Origin of the sequence: Vibrio sp. PID23_8 (assembly GCF_003584965.1) — a bacterium.
In the GTDB taxonomy this organism is placed as follows: Bacteria; Pseudomonadota; Gammaproteobacteria; order Enterobacterales; family Vibrionaceae; genus Vibrio.
On record NZ_LIXE01000023.1, the window covers coordinates 1 to 25,236 of the forward strand.

The window sequence follows — 25,236 nt, forward strand, 5'->3', positions numbered from 1 at the left end:
ACTAATCGCTCCTATCGCAATGGACGAAGGTCTACGTTTCGCTATCCGTGAAGGTGGCCGTACTGTAGGTGCTGGTGTTGTTGCTAAGATCTTCGAATAATTCTTTAGGGAATTGTTGGATGTCTTCGGAAAATCTTGAATTAGATTTGACGAACCAGTAGCAAAAAGGGCATCATTTGATGCCCTTTTTCTGCACTCAACTTTTTTTTAGCTGTTTTCTTGTTCAGAATTTGGTTGAGAGCAGACCAAGATTAGGCTGAGTAGTTTAATCTTAAGGAGTAACGCTGAATTTTTTTCAGCGATATGGAGTTTGCCCTGCAACAGCGGGGTTGTTGTCGTCTATAGTAAGACTTGTGACAGGTTGGTTTATGAAAGCAAATAATGCTGAAACTCCTGATAGCTCGAACGCAGCAGATACGTTTAAGTGGATTGCCGCTTTTGTATTAGCAGCGGCCGCTGTTGTGGGTAATTACCTGTATGGTGAAATGTCTGTAGTGGTTCGCGCTGCAGGCGTTGTTGTTCTTATTGCAGCTGCCTTAGGCGTTGCAGCAACAACGACTAAAGGTAAAGCAGCGATCAGTTTTGCAAAAGAATCTCGTATGGAAGTTCGTAAGGTAGTTTGGCCTACTCGCCAAGAAACCATGCAAACAACACTGATCGTTTTAGCTGTAAGTATTGTAATGGCTCTAGTGCTTTGGGGTATTGACGGCATTATGGTTCGTCTAGTAGCTCTAGCAACTGGGGTATAGAGGGTTTTAATTCATGAGTGAAGCTCCAAAAAAACGCTGGTATGTGGTTCAAGCCTTCTCTGGATTTGAAGGCCGTGTAGCTCAATCTCTGCGCGAGCATATCAAAATGCACAGCATGGAAGAGCTATTCGGTGAAGTACTGGTTCCTACTGAAGAAGTAGTGGAAATGCGCGCTGGTCAGCGTCGTAAATCTGAGCGTAAGTTCTTCCCTGGTTACGTCCTTGTTCAGATGATTATGAACGATGAATCATGGCACCTAGTACGCAGTGTGCCGCGTGTCATGGGCTTCATTGGTGGTACCTCAGACCGTCCAGCACCTATCACAGATAAAGAAGCTGATGCGATTCTTAATCGTCTTGAGAAAGCAAGTGAAGCTCCTCGCCCACGTACTATGTACGAAGCGGGTGAAGTGGTACGTGTTAACGAAGGTCCATTTGCTGACTTCAATGGTACTGTTGAAGAAGTGGATTACGAGAAAAGCCGCCTGAAAGTGTCTGTGTCGATTTTTGGTCGTGCAACACCAGTTGAGCTTGATTTTGGTCAGGTTGAAAAACTTGATTAAAAAAACACCTTTTTAAGGGTTGTCTAAGGCGCGAATTATGACTATAATTTCGCGCCTTTTTACTTCTCGTGAAGTAAAAAGTTTTTATGTAATCGGGGAGCTGATCAGTTGATTAGCGTTTGAACCCAAACTTTAGGAAAAATCATGGCTAAGAAAGTTGAAGCTTACATCAAGCTACAAGTTGCAGCTGGTATGGCGAACCCAAGTCCACCAGTTGGTCCTGCACTAGGTCAACACGGTGTTAACATCATGGAATTCTGTAAAGCGTTTAACGCAAAAACAGAATCTCTAGAGAAAGGTCTACCGACTCCAGTTGTTATCACTGTATACAGCGACCGTTCTTTCACATTCGTAACTAAGACTCCACCGGCTGCGACTCTTCTTCTGAAGGCTGCTGGTCTTAAGTCTGGTTCAGGTCGTCCAAACACTGAAAAAGTGGGTACAGTAACTGACGCTCAAATCCAAGAAATCGCAGAAACTAAAGCTGCTGATATGACTGGTGCTGACATCGAAGCAATGAAGCGTTCAATCGCTGGTACTGCTCGTTCAATGGGCCTAGTGGTAGAGGGTTAATAAGATGGCTAAACTAACTAAGCGCATGCGCGTAATCCGCGAAAAAGTTGACGTAACTAAAGAATACGAAATCAACGAAGCTGTAGCTCTTCTTCAAGAACTAGCAACTGCTAAATTTGTTGAGTCTATCGACGTTGCTGTTAACCTAGGCATCGATGCTCGTAAATCTGACCAGAACGTACGTGGTGCAACTGTACTACCTCACGGTACTGGCCGCGACATCCGCGTAGCAGTGTTCACTCAAGGTGCAAACGCTGAAGCAGCTAAAGAAGCTGGCGCAGACATCGTTGGTATGGAAGATCTAGCTGAGCTAGTTAAGAAAGGCGAAATGAACTTCGACGTAGTTGTTGCTTCTCCAGATGCAATGCGCGTTGTAGGTCAACTAGGTACAATCCTAGGTCCTCGCGGTCTAATGCCAAACCCTAAAGTTGGTACTGTAACTCCTAACGTTGCTGAAGCAGTTAAGAACGCTAAAGCTGGTCAGGTTCGTTACCGTAACGACAAAAACGGCATCATCCACACTACTATCGGTAAAGCAAACTTCTCTGCAGAGCAGATCAAAGAGAACCTAGAAGCACTTCTAGTTGCTCTGAAGAAAGCTAAGCCATCTTCAGCGAAAGGTACTTTCCTGAAGAAAGTAAGCATCTCTACTACTATGGGTGCTGGTGTTGCTGTTGATCAGGCTAGCCTGAACACTCAAGCATAATTTATTTGCTTAGGCGCGAAATTTGTGTATAATTTTGCGCCTAATATTTGTGGTTGGGGCTGAACTTTGGTTCTTCAAACTATTAACTAGTTTGAAGTAAATTAAGACCCAGTCTCCGTCCAAGACCGTAGGTGTCTGTTTTAATAATAGGCTTAATTATCCTACGTAGATGGTGCCCGAACTGACAGAAAGCTCTATGTAAATAGTTAACTTTCTTCTGGGAATGCACCTCAATAGCTCTCACTGTTGTGATAATAGTGAGTGGTGTAACGACAACCAGGAGTAAATCCAAGATGGCTTTAAACCTTCAAGACAAAAAAGCAATTGTTGCTGAAGTCAACGAAGCTGCCAGTGGTGCACTTTCTGCAGTTGTAGCTGATTCTCGTGGCGTTCAAGTTGGCGCAATGACTTCTCTACGTAAACAAGCTCGTGAAGCTGGCGTTTACATGAGAGTTGTTCGTAACACACTTGCACGTCGTGCGGTACAAGGTACAGACTACGAGTGTCTAACAGACACTTTCACAGGTCCTACTCTGATCGCATTCTCTAACGAGCACCCAGGTGCTGCGGCGCGTCTTTTCAAAGACTTCGCTAAAGAGAACAAAGCTTTCGAGATCAAAGCTGCTGCATTTGAAGGCGCATTAACTGACGCTGAAGTACTAGCAACACTACCAACTTACGATGAAGCAATTGCACGCCTAATGATGTGCATGAAAGAAGCTTCAGCTGGCAAGCTGGTACGTACTATCGCTGCTATCCGCGATCAAAAAGAAGAAGCAGCGGCTTAAGCCTTGCTTTTTACTGGTTGCAAAATAAACTTATTGTTGACTTAAAAGAGAATTGTTATGTCTATTACTAACGAGCAAATCCTAGACGCAGTTGCAGAAATGTCTGTAATGCAAGTTGTTGAACTAATCGAAGCTATGGAAGAGAAATTCGGTGTTACTGCTGCAGCTGCAGTTGTAGCAGGCGGCGCAGCAGCAGCAGCTGTTGAAGAGCAAACTGAATTTGACGTAATCCTAACTTCTGCTGGCGCTAACAAAGTTGCTGTAATCAAAGCAGTACGTGGCGCAACAGGTCTAGGCCTTAAAGAAGCTAAAGCTCTAGTAGACGGCGCTCCAGCACCTCTTAAAGAAGGTGTTGACAAAGCTGAAGCTGACGCTCTTAAAGCTCAGCTAGAAGAAGCTGGTGCGGTTGTTGAAGTTAAGTAATTATTACTTAATTTCTTAGCCTAACGGCTATTGGCTGGTGGTTATTTAACCACCGGCCTTTTTGCGCTGTAGGGTATGGGCGAATTTTCCCGCTGTTTAAGCGCCTGATATCCATGCAAAAAGCGTTTCATTCAGACGAGATGAAGCGTCACTACAGTAAACAGCTATTTAGTCACTGTCCCTTACCCCCCTTAAGTAACTAGGAGCGGGCGGACAGTTTGGGTCACTTATCAGCGAGCTGAGGAACCCCATGGTTTACTCTTATACCGAGAAAAAGCGCATCCGTAAGGACTTTGGTACTCGTCCACAAGTTTTGGACATTCCATACCTGCTATCGATCCAGCTCGATTCGTTCGACAAATTTATCGAACAGGATCCTGAAGGTCAATACGGTCTTGAAGCTGCTTTCCGTTCTGTATTCCCAATTCAGAGCTACAACGGCAATTCTGAGCTGCAATACGTTAGCTACCGTCTTGGTGAGCCAGTTTTTGACGTTAAAGAATGTCAAATCCGCGGTGTAACTTACTCAAAGCCACTACGCGTAAAACTGCGTCTAGTGATCTTTGATAAAGACGCGCCAGCAGGTACTGTAAAAGACATTAAAGAACAAGAAGTCTACATGGGCGAAATTCCGCTTATGACAGATAATGGTACCTTCGTAATTAATGGTACCGAGAGGGTTATCGTATCCCAGCTGCACCGAAGCCCAGGCGTGTTCTTCGACAGCGATAAGGGTAAGACCCACTCTTCAGGTAAAGTTCTATACAACGCACGTGTAATTCCTTACCGTGGTTCGTGGCTTGATTTCGAGTTCGATCCTAAGGATAACCTATACGTTCGTATCGACCGTCGCCGTAAACTACCTGCATCGATCATCCTTCGTGCACTAGGTAAATCGACTGAAGAAATTTTAGATATCTTCTTCGAGAAAGTGAACTTCGAAGTGAAAGACCAAACTCTTCTAATGGAGTTGGTTCCAGATCGTCTACGTGGTGAAACTGCGTCATTCGACATCGAAGCGAACGGAACCACTTACGTTGAGCAAGGTCGCCGTGTAACAGCTCGTCATATCCGCCAACTAGAAAAAGATGGCGTTGATCACATCGAAGTACCAGTTGAGTACATCGTTGGTAAAGTTGCATCTAAAGATTACATCAACGAAGCAACTGGCGAGATCATTGTTAATGCTAACCAGGAAATCAGCCTGGAAGCACTAGCGAACCTATCTCAGGCTGGCCACAAAGCACTAGAAGTTCTATTTACGAACGATCTAGACCACGGTCCATTCATGTCAGAAACACTACGTATCGACAGTACAGTTGATCGTATTTCTGCATTGGTAGAAATCTACCGCATGATGCGCCCTGGTGAGCCACCAACGAAAGAAGCTGCAGAAGCACTATTCGAAAGCCTATTCTTCTCAGAAGAGCGTTACGATCTATCAACTGTTGGTCGTATGAAGTTCAACAGCTCAATCGAGCGTGAAGATGCACTAGAGCAAGGCACACTTGACGAGCAAGATATCGTTGAAGTGATGAAGAAGCTGATCGCGATCCGTAACGGTAAAGGCGAAGTGGACGATATCGACCACCTAGGCAACCGTCGTATCCGCTCTGTAGGCGAAATGGCTGAGAACCAGTTCCGTGTAGGTCTAGTACGTGTTGAACGTGCGGTTAAAGAGCGTCTAAGCTTAGGCGATCTTGATGCAATCATGCCTCAAGACCTGATCAACGCGAAACCAATCTCTGCTGCGGTTAAAGAATTCTTTGGCTCTTCACAGCTTTCACAGTTCATGGACCAAAACAACCCGTTATCAGAAGTAACGCACAAACGTCGTATTTCTGCATTGGGTCCTGGCGGTCTAACTCGTGAACGCGCTGGCTTCGAAGTTCGAGACGTACACGTAACTCACTACGGCCGTCTATGTCCAATCGAAACGCCGGAAGGTCCAAACATCGGTCTGATTAACTCTCTATCTGCGTTTGCGCGTTGTAACGAGTACGGTTTCCTAGAGACACCATACCGCCGCGTAGTAGATGGCGTAGTAACAGACGAAGTAGATTACCTATCTGCAATCGAGGAAGGCCAATTCGTTATCGCACAGGCTAACGCCGCGCTAACTGAAGAAGGTACTTTTGCAGATGAGCTAATCACAGCTCGTCAGAAAGGTGAATCTGGCCTACACCCTCGTGAGCACGCTCAGTACATGGACGTTGCGACAAACCAGGTTGTATCTATCGCTGCATCGCTTATCCCGTTCCTAGAACACGATGATGCGAACCGTGCATTGATGGGTGCGAACATGCAACGTCAGGCCGTTCCAACACTACGTGCGGATAAGCCGCTTGTTGGTACTGGTATTGAACGTAACGTAGCCGTTGACTCAGGTGTAACTGCAGTTGCTAAACGTGGTGGTGTAATCCAGTCAGTAGATGCTTCTCGTATCGTTGTTAAAGTGAACGAAGAAGAGCTAGTACCAGGTGAAGCTGGTATCGACATCTACAACCTGACTAAATACACACGTTCTAACCAGAACACATGTATTAACCAGCGCCCATGTGTGATGCCAGGTGAACCTGTATCACGCGGTGATGTTCTTGCTGATGGTCCTTCAACAGACCTAGGTGAGCTAGCGCTTGGTCAAAACATGCGTATCGCGTTCATGCCTTGGAATGGTTACAACTTCGAAGACTCGATCTTAGTATCTGAGCGCGTAGTTCAAGAAGACCGTTTCACGACTATCCACATTCAAGAACTGACTTGTGTGGCGCGTGATACTAAGCTGGGCTCTGAAGAGATCACAGCGGATATTCCAAACGTAGGTGAATCTGCTCTGTCTAAACTAGACGAGTCAGGTATCGTTTACATCGGTGCAGAAGTTAAGGGTGGCGACATCCTAGTTGGTAAAGTAACGCCTAAAGGTGAAACTCAGCTGACTCCTGAAGAGAAGCTACTACGTGCAATCTTTGGTGAAAAAGCATCTGACGTTAAAGATACTTCACTACGTGTACCTAACTCTGTATCAGGTACGATTATCGACGTTCAAGTCTTTACTCGCGATGGCGTAGAGAAAGACAAGCGTGCGCTTGAAATCGAGCAAATGCAGCTTAAAGAAGCGAAGAAAGACCTAACTGAAGAATTCCAGATTCTTGAGGGTGGCCTTCTAAACCGTGTTCGTGCTGTATTGATCGAGGGTGGTTACTCTGAAGCGAAACTAGACACGACTGATCGTAAGAAGTGGCTAGAACTAACGCTAGAAGATGATGCGCTACAAACTCAGCTAGAGCAATTAGCAGAGCAGTACGACGAGCTGAAAGCCGATTTCGATAAGAAATTCGAAACTAAGCGTCGTAAGATCACTCAAGGTGATGATCTAGCACCTGGCGTACTGAAGATCGTTAAGGTTTACCTAGCGGTTAAACGTCGTATCCAACCTGGTGATAAGATGGCGGGTCGTCACGGTAACAAGGGTGTAATCTCTAAGATCAACCCTGTTGAAGACATGCCATACGATGAAAAAGGTCAGCCTGTAGACATCGTACTTAACCCACTGGGTGTACCATCGCGTATGAACATCGGTCAGATCCTAGAAGTACACTTAGGTCTGGCAGCGAAAGGTATCGGTGACAAGATCACTCAGATGGTTAAAGAGCAGCAAGAACTAGCGAAATTCCGCGAGTTCCTACAAAAAGTTTACGATCTAGGTGATACTCGCCAGAAAGTAGACATTGCTTCTCTATCTGATGACGAAGTACGTACTCTGATCAAGAACCTACGTGGCGGTCTACCGATCGCAACGCCTGTGTTCGACGGTGCTCCAGAAGCGTCAATTAAGGCACTTCTAGAGTTAGCAGACCTACCAACATCTGGTCAGCTAAAACTGTTTGATGGTCGTACTGGTGATGAGTTTGAGCGTCCTGTAACAGTAGGTTACATGTACATGCTGAAACTAAACCACCTTGTTGATGACAAGATGCACGCTCGTTCAACTGGTTCGTACAGCCTAGTAACTCAGCAACCACTTGGTGGTAAAGCTCAGTTCGGTGGTCAGCGTTTCGGTGAGATGGAAGTATGGGCACTAGAAGCATATGGTGCAGCTTACACTCTACAAGAAATGCTAACGGTTAAGTCTGATGACGTTAACGGCCGTACTAAGATGTACAAAAACATCGTAGACGGTAACCACAGCATGGAACCTGGTATGCCAGAATCGTTCAACGTATTGTTGAAAGAGATTCGCTCGCTAGGTATCAACATCGAGCTAGAAGACGAAGAGTAATCTCTTTCTCTCTTGATGAAAGTCGAGAGAATCAAAAGCGATTATTTGGTAGAAGGTGCTCACTTTAGCGAGTGAGCTCCTTTTAACTCCTTACAGGAGCTGATTGTGAAAGACTTATTAAACTTTCTAAAAGCACAGCATAAGACCGAAGAGTTTGATGCAATCAAAATCGGTCTATCTTCACCAGACATGATCCGTTCATGGTCTTTCGGTGAAGTTAAAAAACCTGAAACGATCAACTATCGTACGTTCAAACCTGAACGCGATGGTCTGTTCTGTGCGCGTATCTTTGGTCCAGTAAAAGACTACGAATGTCTTTGTGGTAAATACAAGCGCTTGAAGCACCGTGGTGTTATCTGTGAGAAGTGTGGTGTAGAAGTTACACAAACTAAAGTACGTCGTGACCGTATGGGCCACATCGAACTTGCTTCACCAGTAGCTCACATCTGGTTCCTAAAATCGCTACCGTCTCGTATCGGTCTACTAATGGATATCCCTCTACGTGATATCGAGCGTGTTCTTTACTTCGAAATGTACGTAGTAACTGAACCGGGTATGACGGATCTAGAAAAATCTCAGATGCTTACTGAAGAAGAGTATCTGGATCGCCTAGAAGAGTGGGGTGACGAGTTCACTGCTAAGATGGGTGCAGAAGCTATCAAGGACCTACTAGGTTCTATGGATATGCACGCTGAAGCGGAACAAATGCGCGAAGAGCTAGAAACGACTAACTCTGAAACTAAGCGTAAGAAAGTAACTAAGCGTCTTAAACTGGTAGAAGCGTTCATTACTTCGGGTAACAACCCAGAGTGGATGATCCTAACTGTACTTCCAGTACTTCCGCCAGATCTACGTCCTCTAGTACCACTAGATGGCGGTCGCTTTGCGACTTCTGATCTAAACGACCTATACCGTCGCGTGATCAACCGTAACAACCGTTTGAAGCGTCTTCTAGAGCTAGCGGCTCCGGACATCATCGTACGTAACGAAAAACGTATGCTGCAAGAGTCTGTCGATGCGCTACTAGATAACGGTCGTCGCGGTCGTGCGATCACAGGTTCTAACAAGCGTCCTCTGAAATCTCTTGCTGATATGATCAAGGGTAAACAAGGTCGTTTCCGTCAGAACCTTCTAGGTAAACGTGTAGACTACTCTGGCCGTTCTGTAATCACAGTAGGTCCATACCTTCGTCTACACCAGTGTGGTCTTCCTAAGAAGATGGCACTTGAGCTGTTCAAACCATTCATCTACAGCAAGCTAGAGACTCGTGGTCTTGCGACTACAATCAAAGCTGCTAAAAAGATGGTAGAGCGTGAAGAAGCGGTTGTTTGGGATATCCTAGACGAAGTAATCCGTGAACACCCAGTACTATTGAACCGTGCACCGACACTTCACCGTCTAGGTATCCAGGCGTTCGAACCAGTACTAATCGAAGGTAAAGCGATTCAGCTACACCCACTAGTGTGTGCGGCATACAACGCGGACTTCGATGGTGACCAAATGGCGGTTCACGTACCTCTAACTCTAGAGGCACAGCTTGAAGCTCGTACTCTGATGATGTCGACAAACAACATTCTGTCGCCAGCGTCAGGTGATCCGATCATCGTACCTTCTCAGGACGTTGTATTGGGTCTGTACTACATGACTCGTGACAAGATCAACGTGAAAGGTGAAGGCATGTACCTTTCTGGCCCAGCAGAGGCTGAGAAAGCATACCGCACTAAGACCGCTGAGCTTCACGCACGCGTTAAAGTACGTATTACAGAAACCGTTGTAGACGAAGATGGCAACAGCACAACAGAGACTAAGATGGTGGACACCACTATCGGTCGTGCAATGCTATGGCAAATCGTGCCATCTGGCCTACCGTTCAGCATCGTTAACCAAAAACTAGGTAAGAAACAAATCTCTAACCTACTTAACGAGGCATACCGTAAGCTAGGTCTGAAAGACACAGTAATCTTCGCTGACCAAATCATGTACACCGGTTTCGCATACGCGGCACTGTCTGGCGTATCAGTTGGTATCGACGATATGGTAGTACCAGCAGCTAAGTACACTGAAATCGCGGAAGCGGAAGAAGAAGTACGTGAAATCCAGGAACAGTACCAATCTGGTCTTGTTACTGCGGGCGAACGATACAACAAAGTGATCGATATTTGGGCATCGACCAACGATCGCGTTGCGAAAGCGATGATGACCAACCTATCGTCTGAAACGGTTATCAACCGCGATGGCGAAGAAGAGCAACAAGAGTCATTCAACAGCATCTACATGATGGCTGACTCGGGCGCTCGTGGTTCTGCAGCACAGATTCGTCAGCTAGCGGGTATGCGTGGTCTGATGGCGCGTCCAGATGGTTCGATCATCGAAACGCCGATCACAGCGAACTTTAAAGAAGGTCTAAACGTACTTCAGTACTTTATCTCAACGCACGGTGCTCGTAAGGGTCTTGCGGATACGGCACTGAAAACAGCGAACTCGGGTTACCTAACTCGTCGTCTAGTAGACGTAGCTCAAGATGTTGTAGTAACCGAACATGACTGTGGCACCGTAGAAGGTGTTGACATGATGCCTCATATCGAGGGTGGTGATGTTAAAGTTGCACTAACTGAACTTGCTCTAGGTCGTGTTGTTGCAGAAGACGTTCTTAAGCCAGGTACTGAAGAAGTTCTGATCCCACGTAATACTCTAATTGATGAGAAGTGGTGTCAGATCATGGAAGAGAACTCAGTAGACAGCATGCGCGTACGCTCTGTTGTTACTTGTGACTCTGACTTCGGTTGTTGTGCACAGTGTTACGGTCGTGACCTAGCACGTGGCCACCTAGTGAACCAAGGTGAAGCAGTGGGCGTTATCGCTGCTCAGTCTATCGGTGAACCAGGTACACAGCTAACGATGCGTACGTTCCACATCGGTGGTGCGGCATCTACTGCAGCAGCAGAGAACAGCATCCAAGCGAAGACAACGGGTACCGTTAAGCTGCACAACGCTAAGTTCGTAATCAACAAAGATAAGAAGCTAGTAATCACGTCTCGTGCATCTGAGCTAACTATCATTGATGAATTCGGTCGTACTAAAGAGAAGCACAAACTTCCTTACGGTTCGACGCTAAGCAAAGCGGATAACGATGCAGTAACCGCTGGTGAAGTTGTTGCGAACTGGGAAGCGCACACCATGCCAATCATCACTGAAGTGGCAGGTCGCATCCAGTTTGTAGACATGATCGATGGCGTAACAGTTTCTCGTCAAACAGATGACCTAACTGGTCTATCTTCAAGCGAAGTAACTGACCCGGCAGCTCGCCCAGCAGCAGGTAAAGATATGCGTCCAGCTATCAAACTTGTTGATGAGCAAGGTAACGACGTGATGATCCCTGGTACTGATATGCCAGCACATTACTTCCTACCTGGTAAAGCGATCGTGAACATCGTTGATGGCGCAGAAGTTGGTGTGGGTGATACGCTAGCACGTATTCCACAAAAATCTGGTGGTAACAAAGATATCACCGGTGGTCTTCCACGCGTAGCTGACTTGTTCGAAGCACGTAAGCCTAAAGAGCCTGCGATTCTTGCTGAGCACACAGGTACAGTAAGCTTCGGTAAAGAGACCAAAGGTAAGCGTCGTCTCGTTATCACTCGTGACAGTGGCGACACTTACGAAGAGATGGTACCTAAGCATCGTCAATTAAACGTGTTCGAAGGTGAGCGTGTTGAACGTGGCGATGTTATTGCCGACGGTCCAGAGACTCCACATGACATTCTACGTCTACGTGGCGTACATGCGGTAACTCAGTACATTGCGAACGAAGTACAGGAAGTTTACCGTCTGCAAGGCGTTAAGATTAACGATAAGCACATTGAGACTATCGTTCGTCAGATGCTACGTAAGTGTACAATTACTCACGCTGGTGACTCTGAGTTCCTACCTGGTGAGCAAGTTGAATACTCACAAGTTAAGATTGCTAACCGTGAACTAGAAGCAGAAGGCAAAGAGCCAGCACGTTTCGAACGTGAGCTACTAGGTATCACTAAAGCATCTCTGGCGACTGAGTCGTTCATCTCTGCGGCATCGTTCCAGGAGACAACTCGCGTACTAACAGAAGCTGCGGTTTCTGGTAAGCGTGATGACCTACGTGGTCTGAAAGAGAACGTAATTGTTGGTCGTTTGATCCCAGCTGGTACTGGTTTCGCATACCACCAAGAGCGTCAAAACCGACGTGCGGAAGCGCAAGAAGGTCCATCTGCTGAACAAGCAACAGATAACCTAGCAGCACTTCTAAACGCTGGTTTCTCTTCTGACGAGTAATCGTTAAGAGCTTAAAAGAAAAGGCACCCTCGGGTGCCTTTTTTGTTTTTGTGAAGCGAATGCTAGAATATTAAGCTTTGAAAACGAGAATGCTTCGCTTGAGGAAACGAGAGGTAATAGTGATAAGTCAGTTGGAAGAAATGTTGATAGGACTTGTTTCTAAACAGATAAAATAGAGCTGAACCCCGAAAAACAAAAAGGGCTGACGAACACAAGCCAACCCTCAAGAATTTCTCGCTTCTCGCTTCTCGCTTCTCGCTATGCCCCCGGTGGCATTGACAAGCTGTCCGCAATTAATTGGATTAAGTGATCTTCTACTTCAAAGCGCGTTTCAATAATTTCCCCAATCAAAGACATGTCTGAATCGAAATCGACTAACTCATCCTCAACGGAAACATCTGAATATTTATCAGTAAAATTTAGCAGTGGTTCGGTAGTGAGAACAATCTTACCGTAAGTTTGGTTAATCTCATCGGTCGCGACAAACCCCGTCGCTTTCCATTTGCCCATCACCATGTCATAGATTTTGAAGTGGCCTTCTGAGATATAGTCGACGAGATGTTGACAGAAGTGTTGTAGTTCGTCTGGGGAGGGGAGTTCAATGACGTTGGTTTTTGAACACGGTTGCAGTGCAGCAAGCTTGCAATATTCGACAATCAAAGACTGTCTGGTTTCCAACCAATGATCGATGACCTCGCTTGAGCCACCCCATTGGTCCTGTGTTTGTTTGAATTTTTTTAGCATGACCATGCCCTCATGATCTTATCACCCTGTGGGTGCATGTATCCTTTGCAAAGCAAAGTGAGTAAAGTGATTACAAACTCTTGTCCTTACGAGAATTTATAGTCGCAAATTTGGCGAACGACAAACTCTGGTATGAAATTAGATTGCCAGTAAAATGAATGAACTTCAAGCAAAGGGACGTGGTAATGTTAAGAAAAGGTAAAGTAAGTCATATGAAAAACGCCTATTGGTGTGTTGTCGCGGGAAGTGATGTTTGGCTAGTGGAAAGTGCTATTCCTTTTGGTTCCGCAGAGCAGTTATCACTGCCAGAATGCAGTGCAAGGCAAATAGGTGAATATCAAAACGCTCCGGTAATGTGGGTGAATGTATCCGATCTTGATCACGACCTACCTTTAACTTCGCTGCGAGATTGTTTGCACTTTCCTGAATCTCTGTTTTTGTTGATCAGTAAAGCCGTTCAATATGGTCACTTGACCCAGAGTTTGCGTTTTTGCCCTCAATGTGGCGGTCGTAATTTCCTCAATAACAATCAATTGGCGATGCAGTGTGGCGAGTGCCGTACTTTGCACTATCCGCGTATTTTCCCTTGTATTATTGTCGCTGTACGCAAAGATAACCAGATCTTGTTGGCCCAGCACCCAAGACACCCCAATGGGATGTATACCGTGATTGCTGGTTTTTTAGAGGTGGGTGAGACGCTAGAGGCGTGTGTTGCCCGTGAAGTGTGTGAAGAAACGGGAATTCATGTTAAGAATATTCGTTACTTTGGCAGCCAACCATGGGCATTCCCATCCAGTATGATGATGGCATTCTTAGCCGATTACGACTCTGGTGAGTTGAACCCTGATTACACTGAATTGTCTGATGCGCAGTGGTTTAGCGTAGGTGAGTTGCCACCTGTCGCACCACAAGGAACGATCGCACGAGCACTTATCGAACAAACGCTGCAAGATATAGAGTCTAATTGACTGAAAGTAGATAAAAAAAACCCTCCGAGAGGGAGGGGGTAAGTAAGATGTCGTTATGAGATACTGGGTACAGGGTACTCAGTTTATAATTGTAGTTTTCGCTAGCGAACAAATTTTTAACACTGATACTGATTGGGTGCAAATTAAGCATTGATTTAAAAGTTAATAACTTGATCCAGGTTGCAAAGCACACAGCTATTGGCCTTAAATCAGTGGTAGAATACCTCCTTTCAAAGAAAGCCTAACAATTGGAATTACGGAATGACTGAATTAAAAAATGATCGTTATCTGCGTGCCCTTCTAAAAGAGCCAGTAGATTACACGCCTGTATGGATGATGCGTCAGGCGGGTCGTTACCTACCAGAATACAAAGCAACTCGCGCACAAGCGGGTGATTTTATGTCTTTGTGTAAGAACGCGGAGCTGGCATCGGAAGTAACGCTTCAACCACTACGCCGTTTTCCTCTTGATGCCGCGATCTTGTTCTCTGACATCCTGACTATTCCAGATGCAATGGGTCTAGGCTTACGCTTTGAAACGGGTGAAGGCCCTGTATTTGATAAGCCAATCACCTGCAAAGCGGACGTTGAAAAGATCGGTATTCCAGATCCTGAGGGTGAACTGCAATACGTAATGAACGCCGTGCGTCAAATCCGCAAAGACTTGAACGGTGACGTTCCACTGATTGGTTTCTCTGGCAGTCCTTGGACACTGGCGACTTACATGGTTGAAGGTGGCAGCTCTAAAGCCTTCACTAAGATCAAGAAGATGATGTACGCAGAACCGCAAACTCTGCACCTACTTCTAGATAAGCTAGCAGACAGCGTTATCGAATACCTAAATGCACAAATCAAAGCGGGTGCACAATCGGTGATGGTATTTGATACATGGGGTGGCGTACTGACGCCTCGTGATTACAACCTGTTCTCACTGCAATACATGCACAAGATTGTTGATGGTCTGATTCGTGAAAACGACGGTCGTCGCGTACCAATAACACTCTTCACTAAGAACGGTGGCATGTGGCTTGAGCAAATCGCAGCAACAGGCTGTGATGCAGTTGGCCTAGACTGGACAATCAACATTGCAGACGCGAAAGCGCGTATCGGCGATAAAGTGGCACTGCAGGGCAACATGGACCCATCCATGCTTTACGCTTCACCAGAGCGTATCCGTGAAGAAGTTGCGGGTATCCTAGAAGGCTTTGGTGATACTGGTACTGGTCACGTGTTCAACCTAGGTCACGGTATCCATTTGGACGTTCCGCCAGAAAACGCAGGCGTGTTTGTTGAAGCGGTACACGAGCTATCTAAGTCATACCATAAATAATCTCGACTTTTTGAAATCAAATACCGGCATTCAGTGCCGGTATTTTTTTACCTGAAATACAAGCCTGTACAGCTCAAGAAGTATTTGGTCTACTATGATCTAATTACTATTCAAGCGGTGTGGTGGACGTTAAAATTGTTTATAAACAGTCAGTTACTATTGTTGTGTTTACGTGCCAATCTTCTTGTACAGATAAACAAGCAATTAGATCATGGGTAACCTAAAGCATCGAGTGCACTCGTTTTTTAAGGTATGGCACAACGTCTGATTCAAACCAAGGGTTCTTTTTTAGCCACAATGTATTGCGCGGAGAAGGGTGGGGGAGCGGGATAAAATCTGGTTCCCAATCTTGCCATTGCAGAACGGTTTGCGTGAGAGTCTCTGGCTTGCCTGTGAGGTAGTACTGTTGCGAATACTGACCAATCAACAAAGTCAGCTCTATATTGGGCAATTGTTCGAGAATCTTTTTATGCCAGGTGGGCGCGCATTCTTTGCGAGGGGGCAAATCTCCGGAGTGACCTTTACCCGGATAACAGAAGCCCATTGGGACGATGGCAATTTTGTTTGGATCGTAGAAAACGCCTGTGTCGACATCGAGCCATCGGCGTAACCGATCACCGCTTGGGTCATTCCAAGGAATCGAGGTCTTATGCACCTGCGTCCCCGGCGCTTGACCAATGATGAGGATGCGTGCGCCTTTCCCTGCTTGCACAACAGGGTTAGCACCAAGAGGTAAATCATCGGCGCAGATCTGGCACGTGCGAACTTGCTGTAACAGTGTTTCTAAAGACATAAGACGGTTAATACCCTTTATCGAAATTCACCTGATTATTGAGAGAGAGGCCATCTCGCCAGTTCAAATAGTTGTTAGCAAAAATCTCGACCACCTGCTCTGGGAAACTTAAAGCTGCGATATGTGGCGTGATGGTCACTTGAGGGAGCCTCCAGAATGGGTGTTGGGGTGAAAGCGGTTCCTGTTCAAACACATCCAAGAATGCATGCTCAACCCAGCCGTTTTTTAATGCGAGCAACAGACCTACATCATCAATTACATCGCCTCGTCCGACATTGAATAGCAATGCGTGGTTGAGGTGACTTAGCACTTCATTATTGAGTAAGCGTCGAGTGTCTGGTGTGCTGGGCAAGGTGTTGACCACGATATCTGCTTGATGAAGCGCACTGGCGAGCTCATTGACATGAAATGTCTGGTTGAACTCGTACCCAGAGGTAGGGATCCCAGTGCGGTTTACGCCAATGGTCTTCATTCCCAATAATTGCGCCGCTTTCCCCAAATGGCTACCGATACTACCCGTACCGAGAATCACCATGGTTTTACTTTGCAGAGAAGTATACAGATGCGGTTGCCAGTGCCTGTTCTGCTGTTGCTGGTGGTAGCGCATAAAGTGGCGGTAGTGTGAGATGCAATACCCAATGACGTACTCGGCAATCAAAGGCCCAAAAATGCCACGTACATTCGTCAGGGTATAATCTTGGCGCAAATCCGGCGATATTAAGGCATTCACCCCTGCAAATGTCGATTGAACCCACTCAAGCTGAGAAAACTCGTCTAACCTTTGTGATAGCAGAGGAGGATCAGCTAGCACGATCTGAGCATCCTGAGGAGTCTCCGTAATGCCAAGTTCGGGCAGCTTTTTCTCTGCCAATAACGTTTCGTAGGTGTCGCGATGCTCTGAGAGCAGGAAAATCTGATTTGGATGCTGCATTAACTTTTTTCCCTGTGATGAATCAAGTACACTTTCGCTGTCTTTTTCTTCAATGATTGAGTGACTATGCTTAAGAATCCTCTTCAGGTTCGTTTGGAAAAACTAGAACCTTGGCAACAAATTACCTTCATGGCGTGTCTGTGTGAACGCATGTATCCAAACTATGCGATGTTTTGTGAGAATACAGAATTTGCTGAACCACGTGCTTACCGAGCGATTCTTGATAGTGTATGGGAAATTCTGACGGTTAAGAACGCGAAAGTGAACTTCGAACGTCAATTAGAGAAACTGGAAGAGTTGTTCCCAAGTGCGGATGAATATGACTTCTACGGCGTATACCCTGCGATGGATGCGTGTCAGGCACTGTCTACACTGCTGCATGGTCTGTTGGATCGCGACTACCTTTTCGATTCAATGCTTAAAGTGAGCCAACAGTCGGTACAAACCGTTGCTGACCTAGAGCAAGCACAAGGCCGTGAGCCAATCACCAACGACAATCAAAAAGAAAACCAAGCGGTGTGTGAAGAGTGGGACGTTCAGTGGGCTATCTTCCGTCCATTACGCGAAGCGGAAGAGCGCGATATCAGTTTGATAAAGGATTTACGCGAAGAACTGCGAGATGAAGCCGTGAGTAACATCGGAATCGCACTTTAATTTTGGTTTGATGAAAAAGGCATCCAACGGGATGCCTTTTTGCTTTTGGTGTATCAAGCGCGCTTACACGTCTTTTGAGTCCGATTTTTTCGCTTCTTGAGCTTCTTGCTCTTTGGCCTGCTTCTCCAGCTCTTCGTCTTCATCGTCATCGCGGCTTTCGATCACGCCGTGCTGCTCTTTCCAGTTTTCCCAGCGTTGGTAAGCCAGCTCTTGCATGTCTGTGCTCTTATCCGCTTCATCGATGATCTCTTCACCCAACAGGTGCTCAAAGATATCCTCTAGCGTCACTAGGCCCTGGATAGTGCCATATTCGTCAACCACTAACGCCAACTGCAGACGGTGGCTCATCATCTGATCAAAGACTCTTGGTAAGGTCGTGTTGTTCAGTACGACTTGAATTGGGCGCATTACCGCACCAAGTTGTTTTTCACCACTGCCAGATTGTTGCAGCTTGAACAGCTCTAAACGGTGGACAAAACCAACGATGTTATCAGTTTGCTCACTGTAAACCAGTGGACGGGAGAAAGGTGTCTCTTTGTGCTGATCTAGAAACGCGTTGATCGACATCGTTGCATCGACGCGGAATACCACCGGACGTGGTGTCATGACCTGCGTTACTGGCACATCTTGAATGCCAAGTAAGTTGCTCAGGATTTTGGATTCACCTTCTGCAAACTCACCACTTTCTTTTGCTAGAAGCGCCATCGCAGACAGTTCATCACGCATCTTTGGTGCTTCGTGGTTGCGAGCAAGGCGCTTAGTGATTTGCTCAGAGAACCATACGAATGGCGTTAGTGCCCAAACCATCCAACGTAGTGCGACTGCTGCTGCTGGTGCAAGTTGGCGCCAGTAAGTCGCACCAATCGTTTTAGGTACGATTTCAGATAGAACTAGGATGGCTAGCGTTAGTACCGCAGAGAAGATACCTAGCGCTTCACTACCAAATACCACTGCTGCTTGTGCACCTGCTGTGGCTGCACCAATCGTGTGTGCGATAGTGTTTAGAGTTAGGATTGAAGCCAGTGGGCGGTCAATATCTGCCTTGAGCTTCTCTAGTTGAGCTGAAGCAGGGTGTCCCTGTTGTCTGAGCTGTGCAATGTAGCTCGGACTGATACTCAGTAGTACCGCTTCCAGCACCGAACAGATAAATGAAACGCCGATAGCAATAGAGATATAAATGGATAACAGCAGCATAGGTGCCCTTGAATGTAGTGTGATAGTCGGTATTTACGGCAATTATAACCGCAAAATTGCCATATAAATCGGTTTTATTGCATTAGAAAGCAAGTGCTTTCCTTAAGCAAGTAGTAACAAATTGTGAGTTATTACTCATATTATGGCTAAAAGTGCGCCAGAAAATCGAAAGATCGCTTACAAACCTTTGCCAGATGGGGCATTTATGCTTTAGAGTGAGACGAATTCGATAACATATGAGAAGGGAAACCTAATGAACAAGACCCAATTAATCGACTTTATTGCAGAGAAAGCAGACCTATCTAAAGCACAAGCTAAAGCTGCTCTTGAAGCAACTCTTGAGGGTGTTACTGGCGCTCTTAAAGAGGGTGACCAAGTTCAACTAATTGGTTTTGGTACATTCAAAGTAAACCACCGCGCTGCACGTACTGGTCGTAATCCTAAGACTGGTGACGAGATTCAAATCGCAGCAGCTAATGTACCTGCATTCGTAGCCGGTAAAGCGCTGAAAGAATCAGTAAACTAAGTTAAAATGCACCGAGGTATTCTGCCTCGGTGCAATTTCATGAAAAAACATTTACTCACTTCATTTCTCCTATCAAGCCTCACTCTTGTTGGCTGTGCTTCCGTTGAAACCCCAAATCTTGATCAGTTTACCCATTTCTCTGGTGGGAAAATCATGGGTGATGTCACCAGTATGTACTGGATGACTGAACGTCTTACGCGCGTTAGTACGGCAGCAGACCACGTGACTATGGGTGATTACGGCTCGTATCAGAGTGATTATCGTTGGGATGATGGTGAGTTAAGAGAGTTGATTCGAAAAGGTGAGCAACTCGGTGCTAAACAAGAATTGGTGCCTTTTCAAATCCACATTCGATTTAATAAAGATGGTGATGCGATTTACCAGCAATACCGTGTGAACGGGAAAGTGCTACCTTTGCAGCGTGATCAGCTAGATCGTTACAAGACAGAAGCGAACGATGTGGTTGCTTCAATCAATGACCAATCTCGTGACGGTCAGAGCCTGATTCAAGGTTATTGGGATGGTGAAACCTTCGAAACCTGTAAAGGGCGTGAGTTTACAACGTTGGAGTTTAACCAGACGTTGCCTAAGTTTGTGATTGATAGATTGGCTTCAGTTGATAGTTACATTGCGTTTCTCGGTAAAGAGTCGCGTAATACTGCAACCGTTGATGAATTGCTGATGCTCAATGATGATGACTTTGATTGTGTACAACGACCAAAACTTATCTCTGAGTAAGCTCATTCTTAGTGAGAGTCGATTCAAACAAATAAAAAAAGGCGCTTAACGCGCCCTTTGTCTTTTAAGCCAACTGAAGTTGTTTTTATTTTTCTTGCTCACGTGCGATAGCACGGTAGCCAATATCGTTACGATGGAACATGCCATTCCAACTGATCTGTTTTGCCAGCTCGTAAGCACGTTGTTGCGCTTCTGATACGCTGTGGCCCAGTGCCGTAGCACAAAGTACACGACCGCCGTTTGTCACAATGTCGCCAGCTTTGCTGTCTGTACCCGCGTGAAAGACCTTCTCGCCTTCCATCTCAAGTTGTGGTAGGCCAGAAATCACGTCGCCCTTGTTGTACGCTGCAGGGTAGCCGCCAGCGGCTAGCACGATGCCAATAGAGGCACGTGGATCCCATTTCGATTTCACTTGATCCAACTTTTCGTCGATAGCGGCAAGGCATAGCTCAACCAGATCCGATTCCATACGCATCATGATCGGCTGTGTTTCAGGATCTCCGAAGCGACAGTTGTACTCGATCACTTTCGGCGTGCCGTCTTTGTCGATCATCAGCCCTGCGTATAGGAAACCTGTGTATGGGTTACCTTCTGAAGCCATGCCACGTACGGTCGGGTAAATGACTTCTTCCATGATGCGATTATGGATTTCTGGTGTTACCACAGGTGCTGGAGAGTAAGCGCCCATGCCGCCCGTGTTAGGACCAGTATCTTTGTCGCCGACGCGTTTGTGGTCTTGGCTGGTGGCCATTGGCAGAACGTTCTCACCATCCACCATCACGATGAAGCTTGCTTCTTCGCCATCGAGGAACTCTTCGATAACCACGCGGCTGCCTGCATCACCAAAGGCGTTGCCCGCTAGCATGTCTTTGATTGCGTCTTCAGCTTCTTCAAGTGTCATCGCCACTATCACGCCTTTACCAGCAGCAAGGCCGTCAGCTTTTACCACAATCGGCGCACCTTGTTCACGTACGTAAGCAAGGGCAGGTTCGATTTCAGTGAAGTTCGCGTATGCACCCGTCGGGATTTGGTGGCGAGCAAGGAAGTCTTTAGTAAACGCTTTAGAGCCTTCAAGCTGCGCTGCTGCTTGTGTCGGGCCAAAGATCGGTAGACCGGCTTCACGGAAAGCATCCACCACTCCGATAACCAGCGGCGCTTCAGGACCCACGATAGTCAGTTCAATGGCTTTCTCTTTGGCGAAAGCAACCAAGCCTGCAATGTCTTCCACGGCGATGTTTACGTTCTCTAGTTTAGGCTCTAGCGCTGTCCCTGCGTTGCCCGGAGCAATGAAGATAGTCTCAACATTTGGGTTTTGCGCCGCTTTCCAACCTAGTGCGTGTTCACGACCGCCTGAACCAATGACTAGAATATTCATAATATTTCCTTTGATTTCGCTCCTCCCCTTATTAAGGGGAGGTTGGGTGGGGTAAGTCGCATGCGCACAACAGACCCCCTCTAACTCCCCCTTAGCAAGGGGGAGGATCAAAAACTAATTAGTGGCGGAAGTGACGCATACCTGTAAAGATCATCGCCATGCCATGTTCGTCTGCTGCTGCGATAACTTCGTCATCACGCATAGATCCACCAGGCTGAATCACACACTTAATACCCGCTTCTGCAGCCGCGTCGATACCATCACGGAATGGGAAGAACGCATCAGAGGCCATAACGCTACCTGCAACTTCTAAACCTTCATCTGCGGCTTTGATACCTGCAATTTTCGCTGAGTAAACGCGGCTCATTTGGCCTGCGCCTACACCAATAGTCATATCACCTTTCGCGTAAACAATCGCATTTGATTTAACGAATTTCGCGACCTTCCAGCAGAATAGGGCATCTTTCAGCTCTTCTTCGGTTGGTTGGCGCCTAGAAACGACTTTCAGGTCATCTAGGCTCACCATGCCTTGATCACGGTCTTGAACCAGTAGACCGCCATTAACACGCTTCACGTCTAAGCCTGTTGTCTTAGTTGACCATTTGCCACACTCAAGTAGACGTACGTTTTTCTTAGCTGCAACCACTTCAATCGCTTCCACAGACACAAAAGGGGCGATGATCACTTCAACGAATTGGCGCTCAACGATAGCGGTTGCTGTTTTTGCATCTAGCTCTTGGTTGAATGCAATGATGCCACCGAATGCGGATGTTGGGTCTGTTTGGTAAGCGCGGTTGTAAGCTTCTAGGATGTCTTTACCCAGAGCAACACCACATGGGTTCGCGTGTTTAACGATCACACAGGCTGGCTCGTTGAACTCTTTCACACACTCAAGTGCAGCATCAGTATCAGCGATGTTGTTGTAAGAAAGCGCTTTACCTTGGATTTGGCGAGCGGTTGAAACAGACGCTTCTTGTGGGTTTGCTTCTACATAGAAAGCTGCCGCTTGGTGGCTGTTCTCACCGTAGCGCATGTCTTGCTTTTTCTCGAACTGTTGGTTGAATGTGCGAGGGAATTTGCTCTCTTTGTCACCTTCTTTGTTCTCGCCGTAGCCAGGAACCATAGTACCGAAGTAGTTTGCGATCATGCCATCGTAAGCTGCTGTGTGCTCAAAAGCTGCGATAGCTAGGTCGAAACGTGTTTCTAGCGTAAGAGATTTGTTGTTCGCATCCATCTCTGTAATGACGCGGTTGTAATCACAAGCGTTAACCACGATAGTGACATCTTTGTGGTTTTTCGCTGCAGAGCGAACCATCGTTGGACCACCGATATCAATGTTTTCAACCGCATCAGCCAGCGTGCAGCCTTCTTTAGCAACGGTTTCTGCGAACGGGTATAGGTTGACGACCACCATATCGATTGGGTTGATGCCGTGTTTTTCCATCACGTCATCATCTTGACCACGGCGACCCAGTACACCACCGTGAACTTTTGGGTGAAGCGTCTTAACGCGGCCGTCCATCATTTCTGGGAAACCAGTGTAGTCAGAGACTTCAGTCACTGTGATGCCTTGCTCTGCAAGTAGACGAGCTGTACCGCCAGTAGATAGGATATCGACACCGCGCTCAGCAAGAGCTTGTGCAAACTCAACAATACCTGTTTTGTCTGATACGCTGATAAGCGCACGGCGAATAGGGTGAGCGTTGTTCATGCTTCCATTTTCCTCAAATTCACGGAGTTAAAGATGTTTGCCAAAAATGAACTTGTTTTTACCTCTTGGGGTAAAATATTGGCCAGTTTTGGTAAAGACCTTTGCAGATAGCTTTTGAGTGGGAAAGCTATCGCCACTATTTGATGGTGTGTATTCTAACCAATTTATTACAAAAAAGCTCGCGCAATCGTTTGGCACCTCAAAAGTAATTGTAAAAACCTCGTTCTTTGGCGTTAAAAGTAACGAGATAGTTAATAAGGAAAGTTATGTTTCAGATAGGTGAACTGGCGAAACGCTGTGGTGTGACTGCAGATACATTACGTTTCTATGAGAAAAATGCACTCATTAAACCCGCAGGGCATAGTGAGTCGGGCTATCGCTTATATAATGAAGAGAATCAAAAGCAGGTTCGCTTTATTCTCAAAGCCAAGGAGTTAGGGTTGAGTTTAGAGGAAATCAAAGAGCTGCTGGGAATTAAATTAGAAGCGACAGAACACAGCTGTGCAGAGGTTAAAGCCATCACTTCTGCTAAGTTAAAGCTGATTGATGAGAAGATTCATGAACTGACCAAAATTCGCTCTGCATTAAAGAAAATTAATGACGCATGTTGTGGTCATACGAACGATGATGCAAGTCATTGTTCTATTCTGGCTGCGTTAGAGTAGCCTCGATTTTCTAAGCTCTTAACCTAAGTTTGCACTTTTGGCGGCTTGCTTTTCTAGGTCCAGGCCGTTTTCCCACCTATAACCCTATTTTTAGTCGACTGAAAGAATGCGTAGTCTCACTTATTCCTAAAGCGAAGCTGTCTGTTAGATACGAGAGTTTTCATACATGGTTGGAGTCTATTTGCAAATCAATGACTGGGTTTTAAGTATTGTTCAGTCGCCAATATGCGCTGACCAATAGCCATTTGAACCAGGAACTACGTGACTCGTGGTAAGCATGCTGAGCTTAATGGTGATTTAGACTGGGCAAGTGAATCCTATAGTGAATGTTTATATAGATAGACTCAAGAGTCTCGTCCTGTGCTGGACTTCCTAGAGATGCTTTTTGAGATCGGTGCGCATTACCCAGTCTTCGAAACCGATACCCACTGTTTATACCAACAAAAAGATGGTAGCTACACTGTAAAAGTATTGAAGAACTAAGTTCTTTATCGAAGATGACGCCATTGAGAATGCAAGCATGCTCCGATCATATGAGTTCAGGCGCCATTTAATCATTACGACATTTATAGGTATCCCTAGTTAATCTGTCGAAAAAAGTAGAGCAAGGAAGCTCTGATCTTTTCTTTTATACATAGAAGAAACATATTTCCAAGATTTCACCTGAAATACCCCAAGTAAAAGCAAAGACCAAAGAGCAGTTCGTTATCGTTCTGCTCTTTTTTATTGCTTGTAAGAGTAGGAGGCGAGAAAACGGCGCAGAAAGCGAGAACAGCAACAGAAATTGCAAAGAAACAAGTCGTATTTATTTAGGTAAGTGATAGCTTTTTTGTAAGAATAAAGGGTGTGGATACGAAAAAAGGGGGGGTGGTGCTGAACAAGTATACATAGTGTTTGTTATTTGTTCGGTTGAGTTTCTTTTTGCAAAAAATGCTTGTACTCATTTCTCAGTTCCCTATACTGCGCATCCACCGACACGGAGTGAGACGAAAGTCACACGACGAGTTGAAAAGAGAGAAAAGAAGTTTGAAAAAAAACGCTTGACTCTCAAGTCGGAAAGCGTATTATACGCACCCCTGACGACGAGGCGCTAAGGCGGCAAGTTGGTTAGGTAAGCTCTTTAACAATATAGACCTATCAATCTGTGTGGGCACTCGTTGATGATAATCCAATTAGAAACTTCGGTTTCAAATTAGGTTTCAATGAACTGAGTGACCAAT

General features: G+C 46.0%; 21 protein-coding genes and 1 pseudogene. 16 read left to right on the forward strand and 6 right to left on the reverse strand.

Annotated features, from left to right (window positions below; all coding sequences use genetic code 11):
- The 9 genes and pseudogenes from AK966_RS19345 to rpoC form a co-directional block, all read left to right on the forward strand.
- Positions 1-100 (forward strand): annotated as a pseudogene (locus tag AK966_RS19345) (elongation factor Tu); the annotation flags it as partial.
- Between the two features lie 268 nt (positions 101-368).
- Positions 369-749 carry a preprotein translocase subunit SecE gene (secE, locus tag AK966_RS19355; RefSeq protein WP_005440549.1) on the forward strand — a complete coding sequence of 127 codons (381 nt, stop codon included), beginning with the start codon at positions 369-371 and terminating at the stop codon, positions 747-749.
- A gap of 13 nt (positions 750-762) precedes the next feature.
- Complete coding sequence (gene nusG, locus AK966_RS19360; protein ID WP_099081081.1) at positions 763-1,311, forward strand: transcription termination/antitermination protein NusG; 549 nt, start codon at positions 763-765, stop codon at positions 1,309-1,311.
- Between the two features lie 144 nt (positions 1,312-1,455).
- Entirely contained in the window at positions 1,456-1,884 is a 429-nt protein-coding gene (gene rplK / locus AK966_RS19365) for a 50S ribosomal protein L11 (RefSeq protein WP_099081082.1), read from the forward strand.
- 4 nt (positions 1,885-1,888) lie between these two features.
- A complete protein-coding gene (gene rplA, locus AK966_RS19370) occupies positions 1,889-2,590 on the forward strand; it encodes a 50S ribosomal protein L1 (protein WP_099081083.1) in 702 nt (233 codons plus the stop codon).
- Positions 2,591-2,883: 293 nt separating this feature from the next.
- Entirely contained in the window at positions 2,884-3,378 is a 495-nt protein-coding gene (rplJ, locus tag AK966_RS19375) for a 50S ribosomal protein L10 (protein WP_099081084.1), read from the forward strand.
- A 57-nt stretch (positions 3,379-3,435) separates the two neighbouring features.
- Positions 3,436-3,801, forward strand: coding sequence for a 50S ribosomal protein L7/L12 (rplL, locus tag AK966_RS19380; protein ID WP_099081085.1), 366 nt, complete (start codon positions 3,436-3,438; stop codon positions 3,799-3,801).
- Positions 3,802-4,051: 250 nt separating this feature from the next.
- Positions 4,052-8,080, forward strand: coding sequence for a DNA-directed RNA polymerase subunit beta (rpoB, locus tag AK966_RS19385; RefSeq protein WP_099081086.1), 4,029 nt, complete (start codon positions 4,052-4,054; stop codon positions 8,078-8,080).
- A gap of 105 nt (positions 8,081-8,185) precedes the next feature.
- A complete protein-coding gene (gene rpoC, locus AK966_RS19390; protein WP_099081087.1) occupies positions 8,186-12,388 on the forward strand; it encodes a DNA-directed RNA polymerase subunit beta' in 4,203 nt (1,400 codons plus the stop codon).
- A gap of 258 nt (positions 12,389-12,646) precedes the next feature.
- On the opposite strand, the gene rsd is transcribed toward rpoC, so the two are convergent.
- The gene (gene rsd / locus AK966_RS19395; protein WP_099081088.1) at positions 12,647-13,138 is read right to left on the reverse strand and encodes a sigma D regulator; all 492 of its coding nucleotides are present in this window, start codon (positions 13,136-13,138) and stop codon (positions 12,647-12,649) included.
- Positions 13,139-13,317: 179 nt separating this feature from the next.
- Here rsd and nudC point away from each other — a divergent pair, with 179 nt between their 5' ends.
- Entirely contained in the window at positions 13,318-14,100 is a 783-nt protein-coding gene (nudC, locus tag AK966_RS19400) for an NAD(+) diphosphatase (protein ID WP_099081089.1), read from the forward strand.
- 261 nt (positions 14,101-14,361) lie between these two features.
- Positions 14,362-15,429 carry a uroporphyrinogen decarboxylase gene (gene hemE / locus AK966_RS19405; protein ID WP_119464744.1) on the forward strand — a complete coding sequence of 356 codons (1,068 nt, stop codon included), beginning with the start codon at positions 14,362-14,364 and terminating at the stop codon, positions 15,427-15,429.
- Between the two features lie 220 nt (positions 15,430-15,649).
- On the opposite strand, the gene AK966_RS19410 is transcribed toward hemE, so the two are convergent.
- Together AK966_RS19410 and AK966_RS19415 are read right to left on the reverse strand one after the other, a co-directional pair.
- Positions 15,650-16,222: a uracil-DNA glycosylase family protein gene (locus AK966_RS19410; protein ID WP_119464745.1), complete on the reverse strand. Its 573-nt coding sequence runs from the start codon at positions 16,220-16,222 to the stop codon at positions 15,650-15,652.
- A gap of 7 nt (positions 16,223-16,229) precedes the next feature.
- A complete protein-coding gene (locus AK966_RS19415) occupies positions 16,230-17,153 on the reverse strand; it encodes a D-2-hydroxyacid dehydrogenase (protein WP_119464746.1) in 924 nt (307 codons plus the stop codon).
- A 66-nt stretch (positions 17,154-17,219) separates the two neighbouring features.
- On the opposite strand from AK966_RS19415, the gene AK966_RS19420 reads away from it, so the two are divergent.
- Positions 17,220-17,807 (forward strand): YjaG family protein, encoded by a 588-nt coding sequence (locus AK966_RS19420; RefSeq protein ID WP_099081093.1) that lies wholly within the window; start codon positions 17,220-17,222, stop codon positions 17,805-17,807.
- Positions 17,808-17,870: 63 nt separating this feature from the next.
- Here AK966_RS19420 and AK966_RS19425 read toward each other — a convergent pair whose 3' ends face one another.
- Positions 17,871-19,001 carry a CNNM domain-containing protein gene (locus AK966_RS19425; protein WP_099081094.1) on the reverse strand — a complete coding sequence of 377 codons (1,131 nt, stop codon included), beginning with the start codon at positions 18,999-19,001 and terminating at the stop codon, positions 17,871-17,873.
- A gap of 253 nt (positions 19,002-19,254) precedes the next feature.
- Here AK966_RS19425 and hupA point away from each other — a divergent pair, with 253 nt between their 5' ends.
- Together hupA and AK966_RS19435 are read left to right on the forward strand one after the other, a co-directional pair.
- Complete coding sequence (gene hupA, locus AK966_RS19430) at positions 19,255-19,527, forward strand: nucleoid-associated protein HU-alpha (protein WP_005433627.1); 273 nt, start codon at positions 19,255-19,257, stop codon at positions 19,525-19,527.
- A 39-nt stretch (positions 19,528-19,566) separates the two neighbouring features.
- A complete protein-coding gene (locus AK966_RS19435; RefSeq protein WP_182852761.1) occupies positions 19,567-20,265 on the forward strand; it encodes a DUF1481 domain-containing protein in 699 nt (232 codons plus the stop codon).
- 85 nt (positions 20,266-20,350) lie between these two features.
- Here the strand turns inward: AK966_RS19435 and purD are convergent, their stop codons facing one another.
- Both purD and purH read right to left on the reverse strand, forming a co-directional pair.
- Complete coding sequence (gene purD, locus AK966_RS19440) at positions 20,351-21,640, reverse strand: phosphoribosylamine--glycine ligase (protein ID WP_099081096.1); 1,290 nt, start codon at positions 21,638-21,640, stop codon at positions 20,351-20,353.
- 118 nt (positions 21,641-21,758) lie between these two features.
- Positions 21,759-23,351 carry a bifunctional phosphoribosylaminoimidazolecarboxamide formyltransferase/IMP cyclohydrolase gene (gene purH / locus AK966_RS19445; protein WP_119464748.1) on the reverse strand — a complete coding sequence of 531 codons (1,593 nt, stop codon included), beginning with the start codon at positions 23,349-23,351 and terminating at the stop codon, positions 21,759-21,761.
- A gap of 266 nt (positions 23,352-23,617) precedes the next feature.
- On the opposite strand from purH, the gene zntR reads away from it, so the two are divergent.
- Together zntR and AK966_RS20260 are read left to right on the forward strand one after the other, a co-directional pair.
- Entirely contained in the window at positions 23,618-24,016 is a 399-nt protein-coding gene (zntR, locus tag AK966_RS19450; RefSeq protein ID WP_099081098.1) for a Zn(2+)-responsive transcriptional regulator, read from the forward strand.
- Between the two features lie 360 nt (positions 24,017-24,376).
- Positions 24,377-24,499, forward strand: a complete 123-nt coding sequence (locus AK966_RS20260) for a hypothetical protein (protein ID WP_259343786.1) — start codon at positions 24,377-24,379, stop codon at positions 24,497-24,499.
- Positions 24,500-25,236 lie beyond the last annotated feature (737 nt).